This is a genomic window from Dickeya sp. NCPPB 3274 (assembly GCF_000406205.1).
Classification (GTDB): domain Bacteria; phylum Pseudomonadota; class Gammaproteobacteria; order Enterobacterales; family Enterobacteriaceae; genus Dickeya; species Dickeya fangzhongdai.
On sequence record NZ_CM001979.1, the window covers coordinates 2,624,653 to 2,646,151 of the forward strand.

19 protein-coding genes and 1 pseudogene are annotated in these 21,499 nt (G+C 54.7%); 10 read left to right on the forward strand and 10 right to left on the reverse strand.

Going from position 1 to position 21,499, the window contains the following annotated elements; translation table 11 throughout:
* Positions 1-262: 262 nt before the first annotated feature.
* The 3 genes from htpX to icd all read right to left on the reverse strand — a co-directional run bounded on the left by htpX (position 263) and on the right by icd (position 5,862).
* Entirely contained in the window at positions 263-1,147 is an 885-nt protein-coding gene (gene htpX, locus DXX3274_RS11915) for a protease HtpX (protein ID WP_038658290.1), read from the reverse strand.
* Between the two features lie 467 nt (positions 1,148-1,614).
* On the reverse strand, positions 1,615-3,786 hold the full coding sequence (locus DXX3274_RS11920) for an EAL domain-containing protein (RefSeq protein WP_042859947.1): 2,172 nt from the start codon (positions 3,784-3,786) through the stop codon (positions 1,615-1,617).
* A gap of 822 nt (positions 3,787-4,608) precedes the next feature.
* Complete coding sequence (gene icd / locus DXX3274_RS11925; RefSeq protein WP_038919185.1) at positions 4,609-5,862, reverse strand: NADP-dependent isocitrate dehydrogenase; 1,254 nt, start codon at positions 5,860-5,862, stop codon at positions 4,609-4,611.
* A gap of 131 nt (positions 5,863-5,993) precedes the next feature.
* Between icd and rluE the strand changes: the two genes are divergently transcribed.
* From rluE to DXX3274_RS11965, 8 genes are all read left to right on the forward strand, one after another.
* Positions 5,994-6,620: a 23S rRNA pseudouridine(2457) synthase RluE gene (gene rluE, locus DXX3274_RS11930; RefSeq protein WP_042859948.1), complete on the forward strand. Its 627-nt coding sequence runs from the start codon at positions 5,994-5,996 to the stop codon at positions 6,618-6,620.
* Positions 6,613-7,071 carry an NUDIX domain-containing protein gene (locus tag DXX3274_RS11935; RefSeq protein ID WP_042859949.1) on the forward strand — a complete coding sequence of 153 codons (459 nt, stop codon included), beginning with the start codon at positions 6,613-6,615 and terminating at the stop codon, positions 7,069-7,071. Before rluE ends, DXX3274_RS11935 begins: the two co-directional genes overlap by 8 nt.
* A gap of 174 nt (positions 7,072-7,245) precedes the next feature.
* Positions 7,246-8,358: a tRNA 2-thiouridine(34) synthase MnmA gene (gene mnmA / locus DXX3274_RS11940; RefSeq protein WP_042859950.1), complete on the forward strand. Its 1,113-nt coding sequence runs from the start codon at positions 7,246-7,248 to the stop codon at positions 8,356-8,358.
* 390 nt (positions 8,359-8,748) lie between these two features.
* The gene (gene hflD / locus DXX3274_RS11945) at positions 8,749-9,381 is read left to right on the forward strand and encodes a high frequency lysogenization protein HflD (RefSeq protein WP_042859951.1); all 633 of its coding nucleotides are present in this window, start codon (positions 8,749-8,751) and stop codon (positions 9,379-9,381) included.
* Between the two features lie 188 nt (positions 9,382-9,569).
* Positions 9,570-10,937 carry an adenylosuccinate lyase gene (gene purB, locus DXX3274_RS11950; protein ID WP_042859952.1) on the forward strand — a complete coding sequence of 456 codons (1,368 nt, stop codon included), beginning with the start codon at positions 9,570-9,572 and terminating at the stop codon, positions 10,935-10,937.
* A gap of 272 nt (positions 10,938-11,209) precedes the next feature.
* Positions 11,210-11,878, forward strand: a complete 669-nt coding sequence (phoP, locus tag DXX3274_RS11955; RefSeq protein WP_042862080.1) for a two-component system response regulator PhoP — start codon at positions 11,210-11,212, stop codon at positions 11,876-11,878.
* Between the two features lie 14 nt (positions 11,879-11,892).
* On the forward strand, positions 11,893-13,383 hold the full coding sequence (gene phoQ, locus DXX3274_RS11960; protein WP_050569866.1) for a two-component system sensor histidine kinase PhoQ: 1,491 nt from the start codon (positions 11,893-11,895) through the stop codon (positions 13,381-13,383).
* Positions 13,384-13,550: 167 nt separating this feature from the next.
* Positions 13,551-14,672: a cupin domain-containing protein gene (locus tag DXX3274_RS11965; protein WP_042859953.1), complete on the forward strand. Its 1,122-nt coding sequence runs from the start codon at positions 13,551-13,553 to the stop codon at positions 14,670-14,672.
* Positions 14,673-14,743: 71 nt separating this feature from the next.
* Here DXX3274_RS11965 and pepT read toward each other — a convergent pair whose 3' ends face one another.
* The 5 genes from pepT to DXX3274_RS11990 form a co-directional block, all read right to left on the reverse strand.
* The gene (gene pepT, locus DXX3274_RS11970) at positions 14,744-16,012 is read right to left on the reverse strand and encodes a peptidase T (RefSeq protein ID WP_042859954.1); all 1,269 of its coding nucleotides are present in this window, start codon (positions 16,010-16,012) and stop codon (positions 14,744-14,746) included.
* 269 nt (positions 16,013-16,281) lie between these two features.
* Entirely contained in the window at positions 16,282-16,506 is a 225-nt protein-coding gene (locus tag DXX3274_RS11975; RefSeq protein ID WP_238556035.1) for a FeoC-like transcriptional regulator, read from the reverse strand.
* A gap of 35 nt (positions 16,507-16,541) precedes the next feature.
* A complete protein-coding gene (feoB, locus tag DXX3274_RS11980) occupies positions 16,542-18,863 on the reverse strand; it encodes a Fe(2+) transporter permease subunit FeoB (RefSeq protein WP_042859955.1) in 2,322 nt (773 codons plus the stop codon).
* A 22-nt stretch (positions 18,864-18,885) separates the two neighbouring features.
* Entirely contained in the window at positions 18,886-19,113 is a 228-nt protein-coding gene (locus DXX3274_RS11985) for a FeoA family protein (protein ID WP_012769649.1), read from the reverse strand.
* Between the two features lie 104 nt (positions 19,114-19,217).
* Positions 19,218-19,457 (reverse strand): FeoA family protein, encoded by a 240-nt coding sequence (locus tag DXX3274_RS11990; RefSeq protein ID WP_013318104.1) that lies wholly within the window; start codon positions 19,455-19,457, stop codon positions 19,218-19,220.
* 258 nt (positions 19,458-19,715) lie between these two features.
* On the opposite strand from DXX3274_RS11990, the gene DXX3274_RS11995 reads away from it, so the two are divergent.
* Both DXX3274_RS11995 and DXX3274_RS22860 read left to right on the forward strand, forming a co-directional pair.
* Positions 19,716-19,913 (forward strand): SymE family type I addiction module toxin, encoded by a 198-nt coding sequence (locus DXX3274_RS11995; RefSeq protein WP_042859956.1) that lies wholly within the window; start codon positions 19,716-19,718, stop codon positions 19,911-19,913.
* Between the two features lie 146 nt (positions 19,914-20,059).
* Positions 20,060-20,233 (forward strand): annotated as a pseudogene (locus tag DXX3274_RS22860) (SymE family type I addiction module toxin); the annotation flags it as partial.
* Here the strand turns inward: DXX3274_RS22860 and DXX3274_RS12000 are convergent.
* Both DXX3274_RS12000 and DXX3274_RS23375 read right to left on the reverse strand, forming a co-directional pair.
* Positions 20,228-20,689 (reverse strand): immunity 42 family protein, encoded by a 462-nt coding sequence (locus tag DXX3274_RS12000; protein WP_042859957.1) that lies wholly within the window; start codon positions 20,687-20,689, stop codon positions 20,228-20,230. The pseudogene DXX3274_RS22860 and the gene DXX3274_RS12000 sit on opposite strands and share 6 nt — an antisense overlap.
* The coding region (locus DXX3274_RS23375; protein WP_084478770.1) for a hemolysin/hemagglutinin-like protein HecA precursor at positions 20,686-21,499 on the reverse strand (814 nt) is incomplete at its 5' end. The genes DXX3274_RS12000 and DXX3274_RS23375, both read right to left, overlap by 4 nt.

Sequence of the window (21,499 nt, forward strand, 5' to 3'; positions counted from 1 at the left end):
AAATCAGACGCCGCCAGGTGAAAGATTACCCGTCATCCCGGCCAATCGCCTTGTTATACCAGTATTGTAGAAACAATGTTTCATTTTTCCGTGATCGTGGTTTTATTTTATAAAACATTCTTTCGCTTTTCACTGACTGTTTGCGCTGACGCAAGATTATTTTGCCCGATATTGATCCAGATGCGGCAATGAAGAACCTGACCGAACGCCAGAAAAAAACAAAGGCCCCGAAGGGCCTTTGTGGATAGGACAGTCACAGCGATTATTTAAGGTACTCGCCTGCACGCAACGCTTCGATACGTTTGTCCAACGGCGGATGCGACATGAACAGCTCGCTGAGGGACTTGGATTTGCCATTGATGCAGAATGCCATCATGCTGCCCGCTTCCTGCGGCTCATAACTGGTTTTCAGACGCTGCAATGCAGCAATCATCTTCTCACGTCCGACCAGCTTCGCTGAACCGGCATCGGCATGAAACTCACGGTAACGAGAGAACCACATGGTAATGATGCTGGCCAGAATACCGAACACCAGTTCCAGCACCATGGAGACAGCCATGTAAACCAACGGGTTGCCGTTGCTGCTCTCTTCGCTGTCGTCACGATTGCCGGAAAGAAAACTGGTAACGATTTGCGCGATGATGCGGGAAATAAAGATCACAAAGGTGTTCACCACCCCCTGCACCAGCGTCATCGTGACCATGTCGCCGTTAGCGATGTGACTAATTTCGTGAGCGATAACCGCTTCAGCTTCATCACGGCTCATGTTCTGCAACAGCCCGGTACTGACCGCAACCAGCGAACTGTCGCGACGAGCGCCGGTCGCGAACGCATTAATATCGGGCGCATGGTAGATAGCGACCTGCGGCATGGCGATCCCCACCTGCTGAGACTGAGCGCGCACCGTGTCCAGCAACCAGCGCTCGGTTTCATCACGCGGTTGTTCAATCACCTCACCGCCAACGGAACGCAACGCCATCCACTTAGACATCAGTAGTGAAATAATCGACCCGCCGAAACCGAACACGCCGGCCATGATAATCAAGCCCGCCATGCTGTTGTGCTGAACGCCCGTCAGACTAAGCACCAGTCCGAATACCACCATCACCGCCAGGTTGGTGAGCAGGAAAAGCGCAATACGCATCATATGATTCAGATTTCCTCTTTCAGCAAAAGCAACAAAAGTGTTTGCAACAACCACATCGTATGGGTTGCGCCGTCATTTTCAAGCATCCATAACCTTTATGTTACCGAATTAACATAACTTTACATTTTTATTGATGGACGATCCGGGAGAAATAAGGAACGTTGCCCATGCTGAGCGAACTGTTTGCAACGACAGCCAACAGCAGGAAATCTGATGTGATTATGTTGGAAACCATGAAAGGGCCTGACATATCCGCAGGTTGAGATGTAATAAAATATAATTTGCGTAATATTTATCCCGAGCCGGCGAAAAACACCGATCAGCCTGACCGATGGCACAGGCCGCATGCTCAGAAGCGATGTAACCAGACCTGCTTTGCCGCACCTCGCCCGGATTATTCAAAATATCGTGGCACCCATGCGCATTTTCGCTACTTAACGGATGCCAGTTACATAATAACAGCACTATCAATGGGCCAACGGCGCATCCTCTAGACCCAGCAGTTTTTCGAACTCTTCTGCCGGCATCGGCCGGCCAAACAGATAGCCCTGAGCCTGTTCGCATCCTTTGTTGAGCAGTCTTTCACATTGCTCCTGTGTTTCCACCCCTTCGGCGATCACATCCAGACCGAAGCTTTTTCCCAGATAGAGAATCGCGCGGACAATCGCCGCATCCGGCGCCGACTCACACATAGCGCGCACAAAGGTTTGATCGATCTTAAGCCGCGTGACCGGGTAATGCTTCAACATGCTGAGTGAGGCATAACCTGTGCCATAGTCGTCAAAAGCGATGCCGACGCCGCTATTACGCAGCTCATTGAGAGGTTTCATCATATTCTCATCGTGCCGCAATATGATGTTCTCCGTGATTTCCAGCTCCAGCGCGCCAGGTTTAAGGCCCGTTTGCGTCAGGACTTCCTTGATTTTCTGCGCCAGCATGCCGGAACGAAACTGGGCCGCGAACAGGTTGATGCTGATACGGAAATTCCCTGCTCCAGACCGGCACCAGTCAGATGCCTGCTGGCAGGCGGACCGCACGACCCAGTCGCCAATGCGCTCAGCCCAGGGGCCTCGTTCCAGCGCGGACATAAACGCCGCCGGCCCCAGCAACCCTTTATAAGGATGGCGCCAGCGCAGCAACGCCTCAGCGCCCACGACTTTACTGTTAACCAGGCTGACCTGAGGCTGATAAAACACCTCGAACTCTTCCTGTTCATACGCCCGGATAAATTCCAGCTGGAAAGCATGCCGAGCCTGAAATACTTCTCTCAGCTCACGGGTAAAGAAGCGATAGCAGTTACGCCCGTCCGCCTTCGCCTGATATAACGCCAGATCGGCGCTGGTGAGCAGATCCTGCACGGTTGTCCCATGCGCCGGATACATCACCAGCCCGATGCTGGCGCTGGTGTTGATTTGTTTGTCATCAACCGGCACAGCTTGCGAAATATCATAAATGATTTTTTCCGCCAGCTTTGCCACCTGTGCTTCGTCATTCTGCTTCGGCAACAGAATCGCGAACTCATCGCCCCCCATACGGGCCACCAGATCGCCGGAACGGACATTATCCAGTAATCGTTTGGCGACACTGGACAGAATCTCGTCGCCGCTGGCATGACCAAGACTGTCGTTGATATCCTTGAAGCCATCCAGATCGATAATCATGATGGCGGTTGGCTCACCGTTTTTCAGCACCTGCTCCAGCGTGGACGTCAGTAGCGTGCGGTTGGCCAGCCCGGTCAGCGGATCGCGGTGCGCCTGCAGGAACAAGCGCTCTTCATAACGTTGCCTTTCGGTGATATCACGCAGAATGATGCCGTAACGCGTCTGATTGTTGTCATGCCACATCGACACCGTTAGCTCGGTTGGAATCAAAGTGCCAGGCAATGCACGCGTTTCCAGCTCGATCGAGCTACCTTTGAATATCGCAGTTTTGTCCGTCGCCAGATGATGCAACTGCACCACGAACATATCCGGTACGATAATGCTGATGTGTTCGCCGACAATCTGCTCACGGCTGTACTCCAGCATTTTTTCTGCCGATTCGTTCCAGAAGGTAATCGTACCTCTGTCGTTGACGCAGAGAATGGCATCCGGCGAGGATTCGGCGATGCTCTCAAAGCGAGCCTGACTGGCGCGGCGCGCCAGATCCAGACGCCGCATCTCCAGTTTGTCCATCACCAGCGCGGCAAAATCCTGCAAATTATGCGCATCGCGGGCGCTGAGAGAAGTTCGGGGCTTGTTATCAATGATGCATAACACACCGATGGGAAAGCCGCTCGGCGTCCGCAATGGGATACCTGCGTAAAAACGGATGTGCGGCTCACCGGTTACCAATGGATTGTCCTGGAAGCGGGGATCTTTGCGCGTATCGGGGATCACCATAATCCGTTTTTTGAGAATCGCATGCGCACAGAATGATTCGTCTCTTGACGTTTCGCACACCGACATGCCGACGCTGGCGGCAAACAATTGTCGTTCTTCCTCTATCAGCGAAATCAATACGATAGGGACGTTGAAAACGTTAGCCGCCAGATTGATCAAATTGTCAAAACCAGGATCAGACAGTGGTTTACTGATGCCGTACTCTTTCAATGCCTCAAGTCGGCTTTTTTCATCTTTATTTGCTGGGGCTCGACTCATGGGGGTTCCCCTCACATTATCCATTGTTTTTTCTTTCAGAAAAAATTGTAGCCTGTTGTCGTGACGGTGCTTACCGTAACTTTTCACGCAAAAAAAATCATCGATGAATAAAATCCATCGATCTCTTTCGATTAAATTTAAAACGATAACTGGCTACTATCCCTCTTTGCTCAGTCTCTTCCCCACACCAGGGTTCGCCTCTTTCATGCAAATTAGCGGGCAGCATCAACAGAATAGCAAAATGCAGACAAGGAGGAAGACCTGTCGCCAAGATTTTCTAAGATTCCTTGATTGCCATAAAAAATAGAGGGAAACGCAAGTGGTTAATTATCTTAATAGATCGTTATTCCCAATCGTCAATGCAAAGTTGATAACTTATCACTATAAAAATGTTCTTATTTACGACTTCTCATAACTGATAGAACAGCGGATACGTTTTCTCTGATCGGTTAAATGCCGATAAAAGACTTTCTCTTTAAGAAAATTGGCGCGTAAAACCGAAATAACAATTATACCTACCGGCGTTATATCCGATGCCAATCTCATTCTGACCCGATGCGGAAATGAACAGGAAAAACAGGCTACTGTTGATTCACTCGCTTAATGCCAGACAAGATCGACGGTTCGAACGAAGAAAATGCGTTAAAAAAGAGAAGAGAAAGTAAAGTGATAGTACAAAAATGCGGAACGGCAAGCCAAAAGACTCACAATTAATGCGGAATAGTACGTCAGAAAAACGGCAAACATCGCCGGAAAGCAACCTCACCCAGAAAACAACCTCACGGAAGCCAGAGCCGCCGTGAGGTTCGATGCAATCGTCGATTACATATTGCTGATGATGTCCTGGGCAAACTCGCTACACTTACGCAGCGTGGCGCCTTCCATCAGTCGCTCAAAGTCATAGGTGACGGTCTTGTTCTTGATCGCGCCTTCCATACCTTTCACGATCAGGTCAGCCGCTTCGAACCACTGCAAGTGACGCAGCATCATTTCAGCGGACAGAATCACGGAACCCGGGTTCACTTTGTCCTGGCCGGCGTACTTCGGCGCCGTACCGTGAGTGGCTTCGAACAGCGCGCATTCATCACCGATGTTGGCGCCCGGCGCGATGCCGATCCCGCCCACCTGCGCCGCCAGCGCATCGGAAATATAGTCGCCGTTCAGGTTCATACAGGCGATGACATCGTACTCTGCCGGACGCAGCAGAATCTGCTGCAGGAAGGCGTCGGCAATCACATCTTTAACAATGATGTCTTTGCCGGTTTTCGGGTTCTTGATTTTCACCCACGGGCCGCCATCAATCAGCTCACCGCCGAACTCTTCGCGAGCCAACTGGTAACCCCAGTCTTTGAACGCGCCTTCGGTGAATTTCATGATGTTGCCTTTATGCACCAGCGTCACGGAATCGCGATCATTGGTGATGGCGTATTCGATCGCGGCGCGAACCAGACGTTTGGTCCCTTCTTCAGAACAAGGCTTCACACCGATACCGCACTGCTGCGGGAAACGGATTTTCTTCACGCCCATTTCGTCTTGCAGGAACTTGATTACTTTGTCCGCTTCCGGCGTACCGGCTTTCCACTCGATACCGGCATAAATGTCTTCGGCGTTTTCACGGAAAATGACCATGTCGGTCAGTTCGGGCTGTTTAACCGGGCTTGGCGTGCCTTCGTAATAACGAACCGGACGCAGACAAACGTACAGATCCAGTTGCTGGCGCAGCGCCACGTTCAGAGAACGGATACCGCCGCCTACCGGCGTGGTCAGCGGCCCTTTAATGGCTACACGGTATTCGCGGATCAGATCCAGCGTTTCATCCGGCAACCAAACATCTTGACCATACACCTGAGTGGATTTCTCACCGGTGTAAATTTCCATCCAGGAAATTTTGCGCTTGCCCTGGTAAGCTTTGTTCACCGCGGCATCGACAACGTTAATCATGGCTGGCGTAACATCGACACCGATACCGTCGCCTTCGATAAACGGAATGATCGGATTAGCCGGCACGACCAGTTTACCCTGAGCGTCAACCGTGATTTTCTGCCCTTCTGCCGGTACAACTACTTTACTTTCCATTAACCTCTCCTTCGAGCGCCATTTTGTTAATGACTTGTAAGATGCGTGTCAATACTACTTGAATATTTAGCCTGAGCCAATCACAAACCATTTCGAGTATAATGGTTTTGCCATCCACAGCCAGTAATAAGATGAATAAATTCCCTGTTAAAAATCACCGACTTAAACGATTCAGCTCTCGACCGGCAAAAAATGAATCCACCGCCGTAACGAAAACGCGCATCGTGCTGTTCAATAAGCCTTTCGATGTGCTTTCCCAGTTTACCGACGAGGGCGGCCGCGCCACGCTGAAGGACTATGTCCCCTTTCGCGACGTCTATTCCGCCGGCCGACTGGACCGGGACAGCGAAGGTCTGATGATACTGACCAACGACGGCAAGCTGCAGGCGCGTCTGACCCAGCCCGGCAAGAAAACGCCCAAAATCTATTACGCCCAGGTTGAAGGCGTTCCCGACGAAGAAGCTTTGCACGCGTTTCGCACCGGCCTGATACTGAGCGACGGCCCAACCCTGCCCGCCGGTGCTGAACAGGTGGAGGAGCCAATCTGGTTGTGGCCGCGCCAGCCGCCGATCCGCGAACGCAAAAATATTCCGGTTAGCTGGCTGAAAATCACGTTGTACGAAGGGCGTAACCGCCAGGTCAGACGTATGACGGCGCATATCGGCTACCCAACGCTGCGTTTGATTCGCTACAGTATGGCGAATCAAACGCTTGATGGATTGCACCCCGGCGAATGGAGGGAGATCGACCATGTTTAAACCGCATGTGACCGTGGCCTGTGTCGTACAGGCGGAAGGCCATTTTCTGGTTGTTGAGGAAGAAATTAACCACCGGCGTCTGTGGAACCAGCCTGCCGGCCATCTGGAGGCGGACGAAACCCTGATTCAGGCGGCGCAGCGAGAACTGTTTGAGGAAACCGGTATTCACGCCACGCCGCAAAGCTTCCTGCAACTGCACCAGTGGATCGCACCGGACAAAACGCCCTTTCTGCGTTTTAGTTTCACCCTCGACCTGCCCGAACGGCTGCCCACCACCCCGTACGATAGCGACATCGCCTGCTGCCATTGGCTGAAGCCGGAAGACATTCTCCGGGCCGACTGCCTGCGCTCCCCATTGGTGGCCGCCAGCCTGATCTGCTATCAGCGCGGCCAGCGCTACCCGCTAAGTATACTGGAAGCCTTCAACTGGCCGTTTCCTGACCCGGTGTAACGCTGGAAAACCCTGTCCGGTACGGCGTTCGTCGTACCGGAACAGACAATCCCTGCGCGGGCGTCGGCCGTGCTTCCACGAGGCGAGTGTGTTATACTATTACGCCTGTTTTTCGCCTTAACGCTTTACATCATTAAGAATTAAGACGCTTTATTAAGAGTTTGCGAGACTGCCATGTCAGATAACAGCCAGAAAAAAGTCATTGTCGGTATGTCCGGCGGTGTTGACTCATCGGTATCCGCCTACCTGCTGCAACAGCAGGGGTATCGGGTAGAAGGCCTGTTCATGAAGAACTGGGAAGAAGATGACGATACGGAGTATTGCTCCGCCGCCACTGATTTGGCCGATGCGCAGGCTGTCTGCGACAAACTGGGCATTGAACTGCACACCGTCAATTTCGCCGCCGAATATTGGGACAACGTTTTTGAGCACTTTCTGGCGGAATACCGCGCCGGTCGCACTCCCAATCCCGATATTTTGTGCAACAAGGAAATCAAGTTCAAAGCTTTCCTGGAGTTTGCCGCCGAAGACTTGGGGGCGGACTACATCGCCACCGGCCATTACGTGCGCCGTAAGGATGTGGACGGTAAAAGCCGCCTGCTGCGCGGTCTGGACGGCAACAAGGACCAGAGTTATTTCCTTTATACCCTGAGCCACCAGCAACTGGCGCAGAGTCTGTTCCCGGTCGGCGAGCTGGAAAAACCGCAGGTACGCAAAATCGCGGAACAGCTGGATCTGGCCACCGCCCGGAAAAAAGACTCCACCGGCATCTGTTTCATCGGCGAGCGCAAATTCCGCGACTTTCTGGCGCGCTACCTGCCCGCACAGCCCGGCCCGATTCTGTCTGTCGACGATGGCAAGGCGATGGGCGAACATCAGGGGCTGATGTACCACACGCTGGGTCAGCGTAAAGGTCTTGGCATTGGCGGCGTGAAAGAAGGCGGCGACGATCCGTGGTACGTGGTCGACAAAGATGTCGCCAGCAACGTGCTGTATGTCGCTCAGGGTCATGAACACCCGCGTCTGATGTCCGTCGGCCTGATTGCCCAGCAACTGCACTGGGTCGATCGCGAGCCGCTGACTCAACCGCTGCGTTGCATGGTAAAAACCCGCTATCGTCAGGCCGATATTCCCTGCCTTTTAACGCCGATCGACGCGGACCGCATCGAAGTCCGTTTTGACGAGCCGGTAGCCGCGGTCACGCCGGGTCAGTCCGCCGTATTTTATCAGGGCGAAGTCTGCCTTGGCGGCGGCATCATCGAAGAACGCCTGCGCGCGGCGCAATAATCAGCCGCCGCACCGGCCAGGGGAACCGCATCGGTTCCCCTGGCATTTCTGACATCCCCATAAAAAACCAACCACACCAGTGCGCTGCGTCAAATAAAACGCGGCTCGGGCACCTTTTCCGTTTTCATGACACTAAACTTGAATTGCCGGACGATCGGGTCTGACGATTTTCAGCCTGAACAAGGTTTTACCGGGTTCATGCTGGGTTCATGCTGATTTTTATGGCATGATCACCGCCCTTTTAGGCTGTGTGAGTGACAAAGCCAGGGCATGTTCGCCGGCGTTTACTTTTCCTCTGGACCGAACCGGGAACACAGCCGAATCGGAAACCCAGATAGTACAGGTATTCCGGACTCGCACGCCGGCCAGATGATGTTGACAGGAGCAATTGTGGCTAAAAACTATCATGACATTACGCTGGCAATGGCAGGAATCTGCCAGTCTGCTCATTTGGTGCAGCAATTGGCACATCAGGGCAGTTGTGATATGGACGCGCTAAAAGCGTCGCTGAAAAGCATCATGAACATTAACCCGCCCAGCACGCTGGATGTTTTTGGCAATACGGAACGTAATCTAAAAACCGGGCTGGAAACCCTGCTGGGTATTCTCAATTCATCACGCGAAGGGCTGGGCGCGGAACTGTCGCGTTATACCTTCAGCCTGATGGTGCTGGAGCGCCGCCTGCACAATAACCGCGAAGCGATGGACGAACTGGGCAGCCGCATCAGCCAGTTGGACCGACAACTGGAGCACTACGATCTGCTGTCGGACACCTTCATTAATGTGCTGGCAGGCATTTACGTAGACGTGATCAGCAAGCTCGGCCCACGCATTCAGGTGACCGGCGCGCAGGAAGTGCTGAGGAACCCACAGATTCAGGCGAAGGTTCGGGCAGCGCTGCTGGCCGGGATTCGCGCCGCCGTACTCTGGCAACAGGTGGGCGGCAGCCGGCTGCAATTGATGTTCTCCCGCAGCAAGCTGGTGCGCCATGCGCAGGAGATCCTGGCCCGGTGCCAGGACTGACCTGAACCAATGCATCTGCTCATTGACGGCGGCCGCTTATTCCGGTTCGGCCGCCGCCATGAGATACTGTCTACCATGAAATGCTATCCGCCATGAAATACCATTCGTCATGAAATGCTATTCGCCATGCGATAAGATGACGACAAACGATGTTCTTTATTTGAAAACAATCCCAGGAGTTGCTCGCGATGGAATTATCCTCACTGACCGCCGTTTCCCCCATTGATGGACGCTATGGCGATAAAGTCAGCATGTTGCGCACTATTTTCAGCGAATACGGTTTGCTGAAATTCCGTGTGCAGGTTGAAGTACGTTGGCTGCAAAAACTGGCGGCCTGTGCAGAAATCAGGGAAGTTCCTGCATTTGACGCTGACGCAAACGCTTTCCTTGACAAAATTGTCGCCGAATTCAGCGAAGAAGACGCCGCGCGCATCAAAACCATCGAACGCACCACTAACCACGACGTCAAAGCGGTGGAGTATTTCCTGAAGGAAAAAGTGGCGGCGGTTCCGGCGCTGCACGCCGTGAGCGAGTTTATCCATTTCGCCTGTACCTCCGAAGATATCAACAACCTGTCCCACGCCCTGATGCTGGACACCGCCCGTCGCGATGTACTGTTGCCGTTCTGGCGCAACATCATTGACGCCATCAAACAGCTGGCGCTGCAGTATCGCGACATTCCGTTGCTGTCCCGTACCCACGGCCAGCCGGCCACGCCGTCCACCATCGGTAAAGAATTCGCGAACGTCGCCTACCGTATGGAGCGCCAGTTCCGTCAACTGCAGCAGGTGGAAATCCTGGGCAAAATCAACGGCGCCGTCGGGAACTATAACGCCCATATGGTGGCCTACCCGGCAGTCGACTGGCACCAGTTCAGCGAAAGTTTCGTCACTTCGCTGGGCATTCAGTGGAACCCCTACACCACGCAGATTGAACCCCACGACTACATTGCCGAACTGTTCGACTGCGTCGCCCGTTTCAACACCATTCTGATCGACTTCGACCGCGATGTGTGGGGCTACGTCGCCCTCAACCACTTCAAACAGAAAACCATCGCGGGTGAAATCGGTTCGTCAACCATGCCGCACAAAGTCAACCCGATCGATTTCGAGAACTCCGAAGGCAACCTGGGTCTGGCTAATGCGGTAATGAGCCACCTCGCCAGCAAGCTGCCGGTATCGCGCTGGCAGCGTGACCTGACCGATTCCACGGTGCTGCGTAACCTCGGCGTCGGCGTAGGTTATGCGGTCATCGCCTATCAGGCTTCCCTGAAAGGCATTAGCAAGCTGGAAGTCAACCGCGATCACCTGCTGGACGAGCTGGATCACAACTGGGAAGTGCTGGCTGAGCCGATCCAGACGGTGATGCGCCGTTACGGCATTGAGAAACCTTACGAGAAACTCAAAGAACTGACCCGCGGCAAGCGCGTGGACGCCGAAGGCATGAAAGCCTTTATCGATGGGCTGGCGCTGCCGGACGACGAAAAAACGCGTCTCAAAGCGCTGACCCCGGCCAATTACATCGGCCGCGCCGTGAAACTGGTCGACGAACTCTGACCCTGCTCCGGGCGGCATTATCCCGCCGCCCGGCTTAGAGCCTATCCCAATAGCCCTGTTGGATAGGCTCTTATTTCCTGCCTCACTGTTTAGCCTCAGTTGAGAACAACTGTGGATAATGCTGACGTACGCGCCGACAATGGCGTATTTCTACCTATGACTATCCCGGATTGCGGTAAACGTGCTGACGCAGGCTGCAAGGTCTGTACAACACGTTGATAGTTCACTAACTTTGGATAGATCCCATCAGGAAAATGACCGAGGAAAACGTCATGCGCATTCTTGTCGTTGAAGATAATGTTCTGTTACGCCATCACCTCAATGTCCAGTTGAATGAAATGGGGCATCAGGTTGACGCGGCGGCGGACGCGAAAGAAGCGGATTATTTCCTTCAGGAACATGCGCCGGACATCGCCATTATCGACCTGGGCCTGCCGGTGGAAGACGGCACCAGTTTGATTCGCCGCTGGCGCGCGCATCAGGTCAAATTACCGATTCTGGTTCTCACCGCACGGGAAAGCTGGCAGGAAAAAGTGGCGGTGCTGGAAGCCGGCGCCGACGATTATGTCACCAAACCGTTTCACATCGAGGAAGTGGTGGCGCGTATGCAGGCGCTGATGCGTCGCAACAGCGGCCTGGCCTCCCAAATCATCAGCCTGCCGCCCTTTGAGGTGGACCTGTCGCGGCGGGAATTACTGGTGAATGGCGACCCGGTGAAGCTGACCGCGTTTGAATACACCATTATCGAAACCCTGATCCGCAATAATGGCAAGGTGGTCAGCAAGGAGTCGCTGATGCTGCAACTGTACCCGGACGCCGAATTGCGGGAAAGCCATACCATTGACGTGCTAATGGGTCGACTGCGCAAAAAATTGCAGTCCGCCAATTCCCACGATGTCATCACTACCGTTCGCGGGCAGGGTTACCGCTTCGATATCTAATCATTCTGGACGGCATGTTTTATTTTGGATGGCATATTATTTTGGATGGCATATTGAAAAAATCTCCTTTTTCGCTGCGTTTTCGCTTTCTGATCGCCACCGCCGCGGTGGTGCTGGCGCTGACGCTTTCCTACGGCATCGTGGCCGTGGTGGGATACAGCGTCAGTTTCGACAAAACCTCATTCCGCCTGCTGCGCGGCGAAAGCAACCTGTTCTACAGTCTGGCGCAATGGCACGACAATCAACTGACTATCGCCACGCCGCCTGAAATCGACATCAATTACCCGACGCTGGTATTTATCTACGATAAGCACGGCAAACTGCTGTGGCGGGAGCGCGCCGTCCCGGAGCTGGAATCCCAGATCAAAGCGGAATGGCTGGAAAAAACCGACTACCACGAGCTGGACGCCGACACCAATACCAGCAATGCGGTATTGCAGGGCAGCAACCCGCAAATGCTGGACAAACTGCACGCCTACAGTTCAGAAGATAAAACGCCGTTCACCCATTCTATCGCCGTTAATGTTTACCCGGCGTCCGAGCGCCTGCCCAAAATGGTGATTGTGGTGGTGGACCGGGTGCCGCAGGAACTGCAACAGGCGGACGTAGTCTGGGAGTGGTTCCGCTATGTGTTTATCGCCCATCTGGTGCTGGTATTACCGCTGCTGTGGCTGGCGGCGCACTGGAGCCTGCGGCCGATCAAACACCTGGTACATCAGATCAGCGAGCTGGAGCACGGATCCCGCGAGCATCTGGACGAAAATCCGCCGCGGGAACTGAACAGTCTGGTGCGCAACCTGAATACGTTGTTGAGCAATGAGCGCCAGCGCTATCACAAATACCGCACCACCCTCACCGACCTGACCCACAGCCTGAAAACGCCGCTGGCCGTACTGCAAACCACGCTGCGCTCGTTACGCACCGGTAAGGAACTGACCATCGAGCAAGCCGAACCGATCATGCTGACGCAAATCAGCCGTATCTCGCAGCAAATCGGCTATTACCTGCACCGCGCCAGCGTGCGAACGGAACATCTGGCCATCACGCGGGAAGTGCACTCCGTTCCGGCGCAGCTGGACGCGCTCTGCTCTGCGCTGAACAAAGTGTACCAGCGTAAAGGCGTGGTGCTGACGATGGACATCGCCCCGGAGCTAACCTTCATTGGCGAGAAAAACGATTTTATGGAGGTGATGGGCAACATTCTCGACAACGCCTGTAAATACTGTCTGGAGTTCGTGGAAATCAGCGCTCGCTACTCCGGCCAGAAACTGCATCTGGTGATTGAGGACGACGGCCCCGGCATTCCCGACAGCAAACGGGAAGTGATTTTCCAACGCGGACAACGGGCGGACACATTGCGCCCCGGTCAGGGCATCGGACTGTCGGTCGCGGCGGAAATCATCGAGCAGTATCAGGGGGAAATTCTGATCGGCGCCAGTGCGCTTGGCGGCGCCAAGGTGGAAGCTATTTTCGGCCGCCAGCATCTTGGTCAGAATGAGAACTGACACCGTCTGGCGTTAACCGTCTACAATACAGGGAAAACCACCGTCTGCCGGTCGATACGGTTCAGGGACTTTTTAACCCCGCCGCCTCGCCCGTGAATTAAGGACGGGACACCATCACGGCGACTTCGTTATAATCGCCGACAGCTCCCTGTTACTGGAAATGCGTTATGGACTACCAACTTAATCTCGACTGGCAGGATTTCCTGACCCACCACTGGCAAAAAAAACCGGTAATCATCAAAGGTGGTTTCCGCCATTTCATCGATCCAATTACCCCCGACGAATTAGCCGGGCTCGCTATGGAAAACGAGGTGGACAGCCGGCTGGTCAGCCATCAGGACGGCCGCTGGGATGTCAGCCACGGTCCGTTCGAAAGCTACGACCACCTGGGAGAAAGCAACTGGTCTCTGCTGGTGCAGGCGGTCGATCACTGGCATGAACCTTCCGCCGCGCTGATGCGCCCCTTCCGTCAGTTGCCTGACTGGCGCATTGACGACCTGATGATTTCCTTCTCGGTGCCGAGCGGCGGCGTCGGCCCGCATCTTGACCAGTACGACGTGTTTATCATTCAGGGCACCGGCCGCCGTCGCTGGCGCGTAGGCGACAAAGTGCCGATGAAGCAGCACTGCCCCCATCCTGACCTGCTGCAGGTCGACCCGTTCGACGCCATTATTGATGAGGAGCTGGAGCCCGGCGATATTCTCTATATTCCGCCCAGTTTCCCGCATGAAGGCTATTCGCTGGAAAATTCGCTCAACTACTCGGTAGGCTTCCGCGCACCCAGCTCCCGTGAACTGGTAAGCGGTTTCGCCGACTATGTGCTGTCTCGTGAACTGGGCGGCCAACGCTACAGTGACCCGGATATCCCCTCGCGCGCGCACCCGGCGGACATACTGCCGCAGGAGCTGGATAAACTGCAGCACATGATGCTGGATCTGGTGCAGCATAAAGACGCTTTCCGCCAATGGTTCGGCGAGTTTGTCTCCCAGTCGCGTCATGAATTAGACCTGGCACCGCCAGAGCCGCCTTATCAGCCGGGCGAGATGTACGATCTGCTGCAACAGGGCGAGGCATTGCGTCGTCTTGGCGGGCTGCGGGTTGTGCGTATCGGCGAGGACTGCTTCGTGAACGGCGAGCATCTGGACAGCCGCCAGTCGCAGGCCATTGCCGCGCTGGCGCACTATGACGTGCTGAATGCCGAACGCCTTGGCGATGCGCTGGACGATCCCTCGTTCCTTGCTCAGTTGACCGCGCTGGTCAACAGCGGCTACTGGTATTTCGTCGACTGATTATCGGTTTTCCGGTCATCAGAAACGCAAGAGACGCCATTCGGCGTCTCTTTTTTTACCCTAAACCACCATCAGGCTTTAACCGACATGCTCTCGCTGTTGGTCTGCCGGGTTTTGGCACGCAGCGCGGTCAACTCGGCGATACGCATAATCACCGCCACCGCGCTTTCCATCCCTTCCAGCGTGACAAACTCGTGCTTACCGTGAGCATTGTAGCCGCCGGTGAACAGATTAGGGCACGGCAGCCCCCGGAAGGAAAGCTGCGCGCCATCGGTGCCGCCGCGAATCGGTTGCATCAGCGGCGTAATGTCGCAATCGCGCATCGCCTGCTGCGCCAGCGCGATAATATGCGGGTACTGCTCTACCTGCTCGCGCATGTTGTAGTAGCTGTCGGTAATCGTAACCTCGATATAACAATCCGGGTGCAACCCTTTACCCACCGTTTCGGCGATATCCAACAGGTTTTTCTTGCGCCGCTCAAAACCGTCGCGCTCAAAATCCCGGATGCTGTAATGCAGCTCAGCCCGCTCCACGGTCCCTTTCGCGCTGTGCAGGTGATAGAACCCCTGATAGCCTTCGGTCTGTTCCGGGGTCTCATCAGCCGGCACCAGTTGGTGGAAACGCGTCGCCAGCGACAGCGCATTAACCATCACCCCTTTGGCCCAACCAGGATGCACATTGTTGCCGACAATCTTCACCACTGCCGACGCGGCATTGAAGTTTTCATACTCCAGCTCGCCCACGCCGCCGCCGTCCACCGTGTACGCCCACTCGGCCCGGAACGCCTCGACATCAAAATGCTGCGCGCCCTTGCCCACTTCCTCATCCGGCGTAAAGGCGACGCGAATATCGCCATGTGGGATCTGCCGCTTTTTCAGCCGCACCAGCGCGGTAATGATCTCCGCGATCCCCGCCTTGTCATCGGCGCCCAACAGCGTTTTGCCATCGGTCGTAATCAGCGTCTGCCCCAACAGATGGTGCAACACCGGGAACATCACCGGCGACAGCACCTCATCGCCCACGCCCAACGCGATATCACCGCCGCGGTAATTCTCCACAATCTGCGGATTGACGTGCTTGCCGCTGAAATCCGGCGCGGTATCCATATGGGCGATAAACCCCACCGACGGCACCGACCAGGCCACATTGGCCGGCAACGTCGCCATCACGCAGCCGTGCTTGCTGACGGATACCTGCTCAAACCCCAGCTCGGTCAATTCCTGTTGCAACACCTGCGCCAGTTTTAATTGCCCTTCGGTACTCGGCACCTGCCGTACACCCTGCTTAGACTGGGTGTCAAACGCGACATAATTCAAAAAACGATCAAGTAATTTTTCCATCACCACCCCCTCCGATGGATTACGTGTTTCATTATGTAGAGGGTGTCAGCGTTAGATATTGCGTCAGGTCAGTTTTTATTGGTTTTCCCCCTGGCGCCCCCGCTCAGGCCGCCAGCGCCGCAGGGCAGCGAACATGCCGGCATGCCGGTCGCGCCATGAGGCTCAGCAATTACGTAACAAACCACTAACACATAGAGACTGGCGAGCGCGTGTCGCCACAAGGCAGGAGCGATGGGGCCGACGGCTTGACGCCCGCCGGCCTGCGTAGGTCACAACCACTCGTAATACTGGCCCTGGCTTTTATCGCAGCCGCAGCAGCTGCCGCATTTTGGCGCGGCTTCGCCGCTGTGAAAGCGAATTTTGCCTTTCTGCACCCACACCGCCAGCATCCCTTCCACCACGCCGGGATCCGCCTTAAAAGCCGTGCTGATGTCCTGCAGCGACACCTTTTTTCGTTCGCGGACAAAATCCCGCAATTCCAATAGCGTCATCATATTCTCCCCGGCGGGCGGCAGGCCCGCCCGACTGGTTACTTCACTTCACCCACCGCCATACGCTGGCGTTGCAAGCCATTACGGCGCAGCATCATCACCGTGACGCACAGCATCGCGGCAACGCCCAACAGCGCGCATAACGAATACAGCGGATGCTGGGCAAAACGTCCGACCTGATACACCACCACCGCGGTGCTATACCCGACCTGAATGGTCCACCCGGCGCAGAACAGCGTCCAGGCGGTTCCCACTTCACGCCAGATAGCCGACACCGCCGCCACGCACGGGATGTACAGCAGCACCATCAGCAAGTAGCTGAATGCGCCCAACCGGCCGTCAAACAGCTGACTAATCACGGTCAGCGAGGTGACGGAAAACTTGTTGTCTTTGGCGATGGTGTCGGTATCGGTCAAATCCCCGACGTTGATCCCCATCGGGTTAAGCAGCGCGTCGCCCAGCTTGCCCAGGTTTTCCGGAATGGTCGCCAGCGCGCCGTGAATACCATCGATCAGGCTGAAGGTTTTTTCCTCCTTCGCGCCGCCGCTCTGCGAGGCCGCCATGGCGCCATACAGTGAATCCAGCGTACCGACGACCGCCTCTTTGGCGAAGATCCCGGTGAAGACACCCACCGCCGCCGGCCAGTTCTCTTCCCGAATCCCCATCGGTTTGAATACCGGCACGATGGCTTGACCCACTGCCGACAGCACCGACTTCTGGGTATTCTGGTTGCCGAACGAACCGTCCGTCCCCATCGAGTTAAGGAAACCCAACACCGTCACCACCACCACAATCAGCCGGCCGGCGCGCAACAGGAATCCTTTCAGGCGCTCCCAGGTACGGATCAGCACGCTGCGCAGACTGGGCAGATGGTAAGGGGGAATCTCCATGACAAAGGCGGAAGCATCGCCTTTCAGCGCGGTATTTTTCAGCAGAAAACCAGTGGCAATGGCGGCGGCAATCCCCACCAGATACAACCCGAACACCAGATTCTGCCCGCCTTCGACAAACAGCGCCGAGGCAAACAACACGTATACCGGCAGCCGTGCGCCGCAAGACATAAACGGCGCCATCATCACCGTGACCACGCGATCGCTGTGGCGTTCCATCGTGCGGGTCGCCATCACCGCGGGCACGTTGCAGCCAAAGCCGACGATCAGCGGCACAAACGCCTTACCCGGCAAACCGATGCTGCGCATGAATCGGTCCATCACGAACGCCGCCCGCGCCATGTAACCGGAGTCCTCCAGCCAGGACAGGAACAGATACAGACAGCCAATCACCGGAATAAAGGTGGACACGGTCTGAATACCGCCGCCCACGCCATCCGCCAGCAAGGTTTTCAGCCATTCAGGGGTGTGCAGCGCCAGCAGCAGTTCGCCGAACCCATCCACCAGCAACGTGCCGAACAGCTTGTCGAAAAAGTCGATAAACGCGCTGCCGACATTGATGGTGAAGACAAACATCAGGTACATCACCAGCAGAAAGATCGGAATACCGAAAAAGCGATGCAGCACAATGCGGTCGATCTTGTCGGTCAGGGTGGCGGAGACTTCGCCGCGCCGGGTGATCACCTCACGAGCCACCGCTCCCACAAACTGATAACGCGCGTCCGCCAGAAAGATATCCAGCTCATCTTCATATTCCGCCACCAGCCGGGTCACCTGCGCATCGGCAAACGCCAGCGCGTCGGCAGGCACCCGGTTACGCACGGTAACATCGCCTTCCAGCAACTGAATCGCCAGCCAATGCGGATTGCGAATGGCACTCTGCCCCTGCAACTGTTCCGCAATCGCCTGCGCAGCCTGGCTCAGCGGCGCGTCGTAAGGAATCGACACCGGTGGAATGACCGGTTGCGCCAGCGCCGCCTGACACACCTCGCGCAGCATCTCGATGCCTTTCTTCTGGCTGGCGGTAATCGGGATGACCGGACATCCCAATCGCTGCTGCAAACCGGCGATATCAATGTCCAGTTTGCGGGCGATGGCGATATCCATCATGTTGACGGCCACCACCATCGGCACCTGCATATCCAGCAACTGCGCGGTGAGATACAGGTTACGCTCCAGATTGGAAGCATCGACGATATTCAGCACCAGGTTGGCTTCACCGGACAGGATGTAATCGCGTGCCACCCGCTCATCTTCCGAACTCTCGGAAGACGGGTTCAGCGAGTAGACCCCCGGCAGATCCACCAGCGTCACCTGTTGCTGCTGATAGCGGTAGCTCCCGACCTTCTTTTCCACCGTCACGCCCGGCCAGTTGCCGACAGTTTGCTTACCGCCGGTCAGGACGTTGAATAACGTCGTTTTGCCACAGTTCGGGTTACCCACCACGCAAATTACGGATTGCGTACTCATAAAAAATCCTTACCTGCCCGGATTAACATTTTTCCAGAATCAAAATCTGCGCTTCGCCTTTACGCACGCTGATCGCCGCGCCGCGCAGACGCAGCTCAATCGGGTCGCCCAACGGCGCCACGCGCGACACCGAAAACTCCACCCCCGGCGTAACGCCCAGCGCCAGCAGACGCTTGCGGTAATCCGCCGAGCCCTTCTGAAACCCCAGCACACGCCACTGTGTGCCCACCGCCAATGCTTCCAGTGTCATCGCTGTGTTGACCTCATACCCATTGTTGCGTCAGAAGAACGACCGTTGTCGTAAACCTGTTGTTATAGATTGATTGCTATAAATCATAAATCTATTGATGCTGATTATTGCTGTGGCGACACCCACACCTGCTTGCCCATCTCCCAGTTGATCGCCACCCGGCTGTCGCCGGAGGCCAGCATCAACGGCTGATTGGCGTCGCGCTGAATCACGCGCACCTGCCCGCCGACGCGGATGCCAAGCTCGGTCAGCCGTTGCTGGTATTCGCCCGTTGAACGGATACGCGCCACCACGGCATTCACGTTAAGAGGGAGATCAAGCAGCGTTTGAAGACTCAGGGCCATACGACATTCCTTCACTGACAGTACGCGGCATTCCGTCAACTCACAGACGGCAATGCATCAAAGCAAGTAATAACGATTATCAATCATATTCCTGTCTGCGGGTCGTCCCTTGACGTGCGTCAAGGGAGGTGAAGATTGGTGGAATGGCGGGAAGGTACGGAGTTTATGCGTTGAGCAGCAGCGAGGAAAACTATGCCATCGGTTCCCCTGATGGAATGGAGAACACATTGCTGCCGCAGCTCATGCTCAAGACAAGGGATGTGGCTCACCGAGGCCGGGTTTACCGACGGAATGCCGTTAAAAATACGCATCATGCCCGGCTGCATGGTGATCACCGCCCAGAACACCCGCGAGCTGTGGCACTGTCTCGAAGGGCTGAGCATCGAACCCTTTGACCCGGACGCCGCCGCCAACTGGATCAAGCATTACCCCGGCGGCCTGACGTTTGCCGAGTAACCAACACTACCCCCGGCCCGCGCCGGGGGTTTTTGTTTTAACGCTGGGGTGTCGGGGCATGACCCTGACCGGGTGGTTTTGGGGACACGGCCAACTGGCGGTGGCCACAAAACATTTCCTATCCGGGGGTTGAAGCATTTTCGGGCAACCCGCCGCCGCAACTCACCCTCAAGGGTCGCTGGCTGGAAGATCTCGGTTTTAACACCGAACAGCCCGTTACCGTCACCGTGGAGCGCGGGCGGCTGGTGATTGAGGCGGAGCTTAGGATCTTACAAGCAGATAAAAAATCCCAGCCTGTTAAGGGCCGGGATTCTTTATAAGTTAACATCTCGTAGATCATTAATTACATTACATATTGTACCTGATGGAAGAAGCACCTCATGGATTTCTTTTCCATCATCAATACTCCATACCAAACGATCACTAGAACTCGTTTTCATAAAATAAAGATAATATCCATTATCGCCCATAGCTGTGCATGTCAAATCAAACAACCCATCAATAAGAACATCACCGTCGCCAGTAAAATAACTCTCTGCATTCCTATATAGGGTTACTGCATCCACAATTAAATCATTAACAATCAACCCATCCACGGGCGACTTGGAATAAAAACCAAACGTAGTTTTTAACTCAAATACATCAACAACATCAAAGATCCTCCTTCCATCAAGATACAAAGAAAACAGTCCATTTTTCCAAATATCACCAGGAGAAGTCCAATGTTCAACAACGTCGAACTGGAGCGCAAAATAGAATGGATCACCATAAATCATTTTATCCTAACCCCCAACTGCTTCTGAATATCACTTGGTATCTGCTTGCCTGTCAGTTTATTTTTTTCATCACCAGAACTACCATTCCAGTGATATTCACCATTAGTACCTTCAAAACGATGAACATTACCTTGACCATCCACAGAGAACCGAACTTCTTTATTTGGATATTGCTTTGAACTTGAAATAGATTGCGCAAAAAGATCCAATGAATCTCTCGGCTCAATTCCTGCGTTAGGGCGATTGCCATCACCCCCCAGAGTATGTTTAGGATTAGATTTATATTTTAATCCATTTGAAGCCATTACTGACTCAGGAACAGGTATTGCGCTTCCTGTTCCCGATTGCCCTTTACCTGACGATCCAGCCTTACTGACACCCCCAGCAATTCCTGCCGCACTGGCGATTCCGGCATGCCCCATGATATTGGCAACTTCTGCCGAGGTATCCTCAGAACCACCCAGCAACTGAGCACGGTTCACCAGCAAATTGCGCGATGCATCAATATTCGACATCGCACCACGCAGGTTAGCCCATTCCTGAACCTCCGCCTCAGTTAGTGCACTTACTCCCTCATTCCGCTCTTTATTTTCCAGCTCGGTCATGCGAGCGCTGTAATCCCCTTGCCATCCTTTTAACTCTTTTGCCAAGGCAACACACTGTTCTGGTGAGGAACAATTCGCTATCTCATTCTGTAACTTGTCGTATTCAGCCGCGTATTTCTCCCTGACCTCGGCACGGCAGGTGGCATTTCCGTTACAGGCAACCAGCTCTTCGCTGCGGCTTTGCTGCTGAGGCTGACTCAGATGG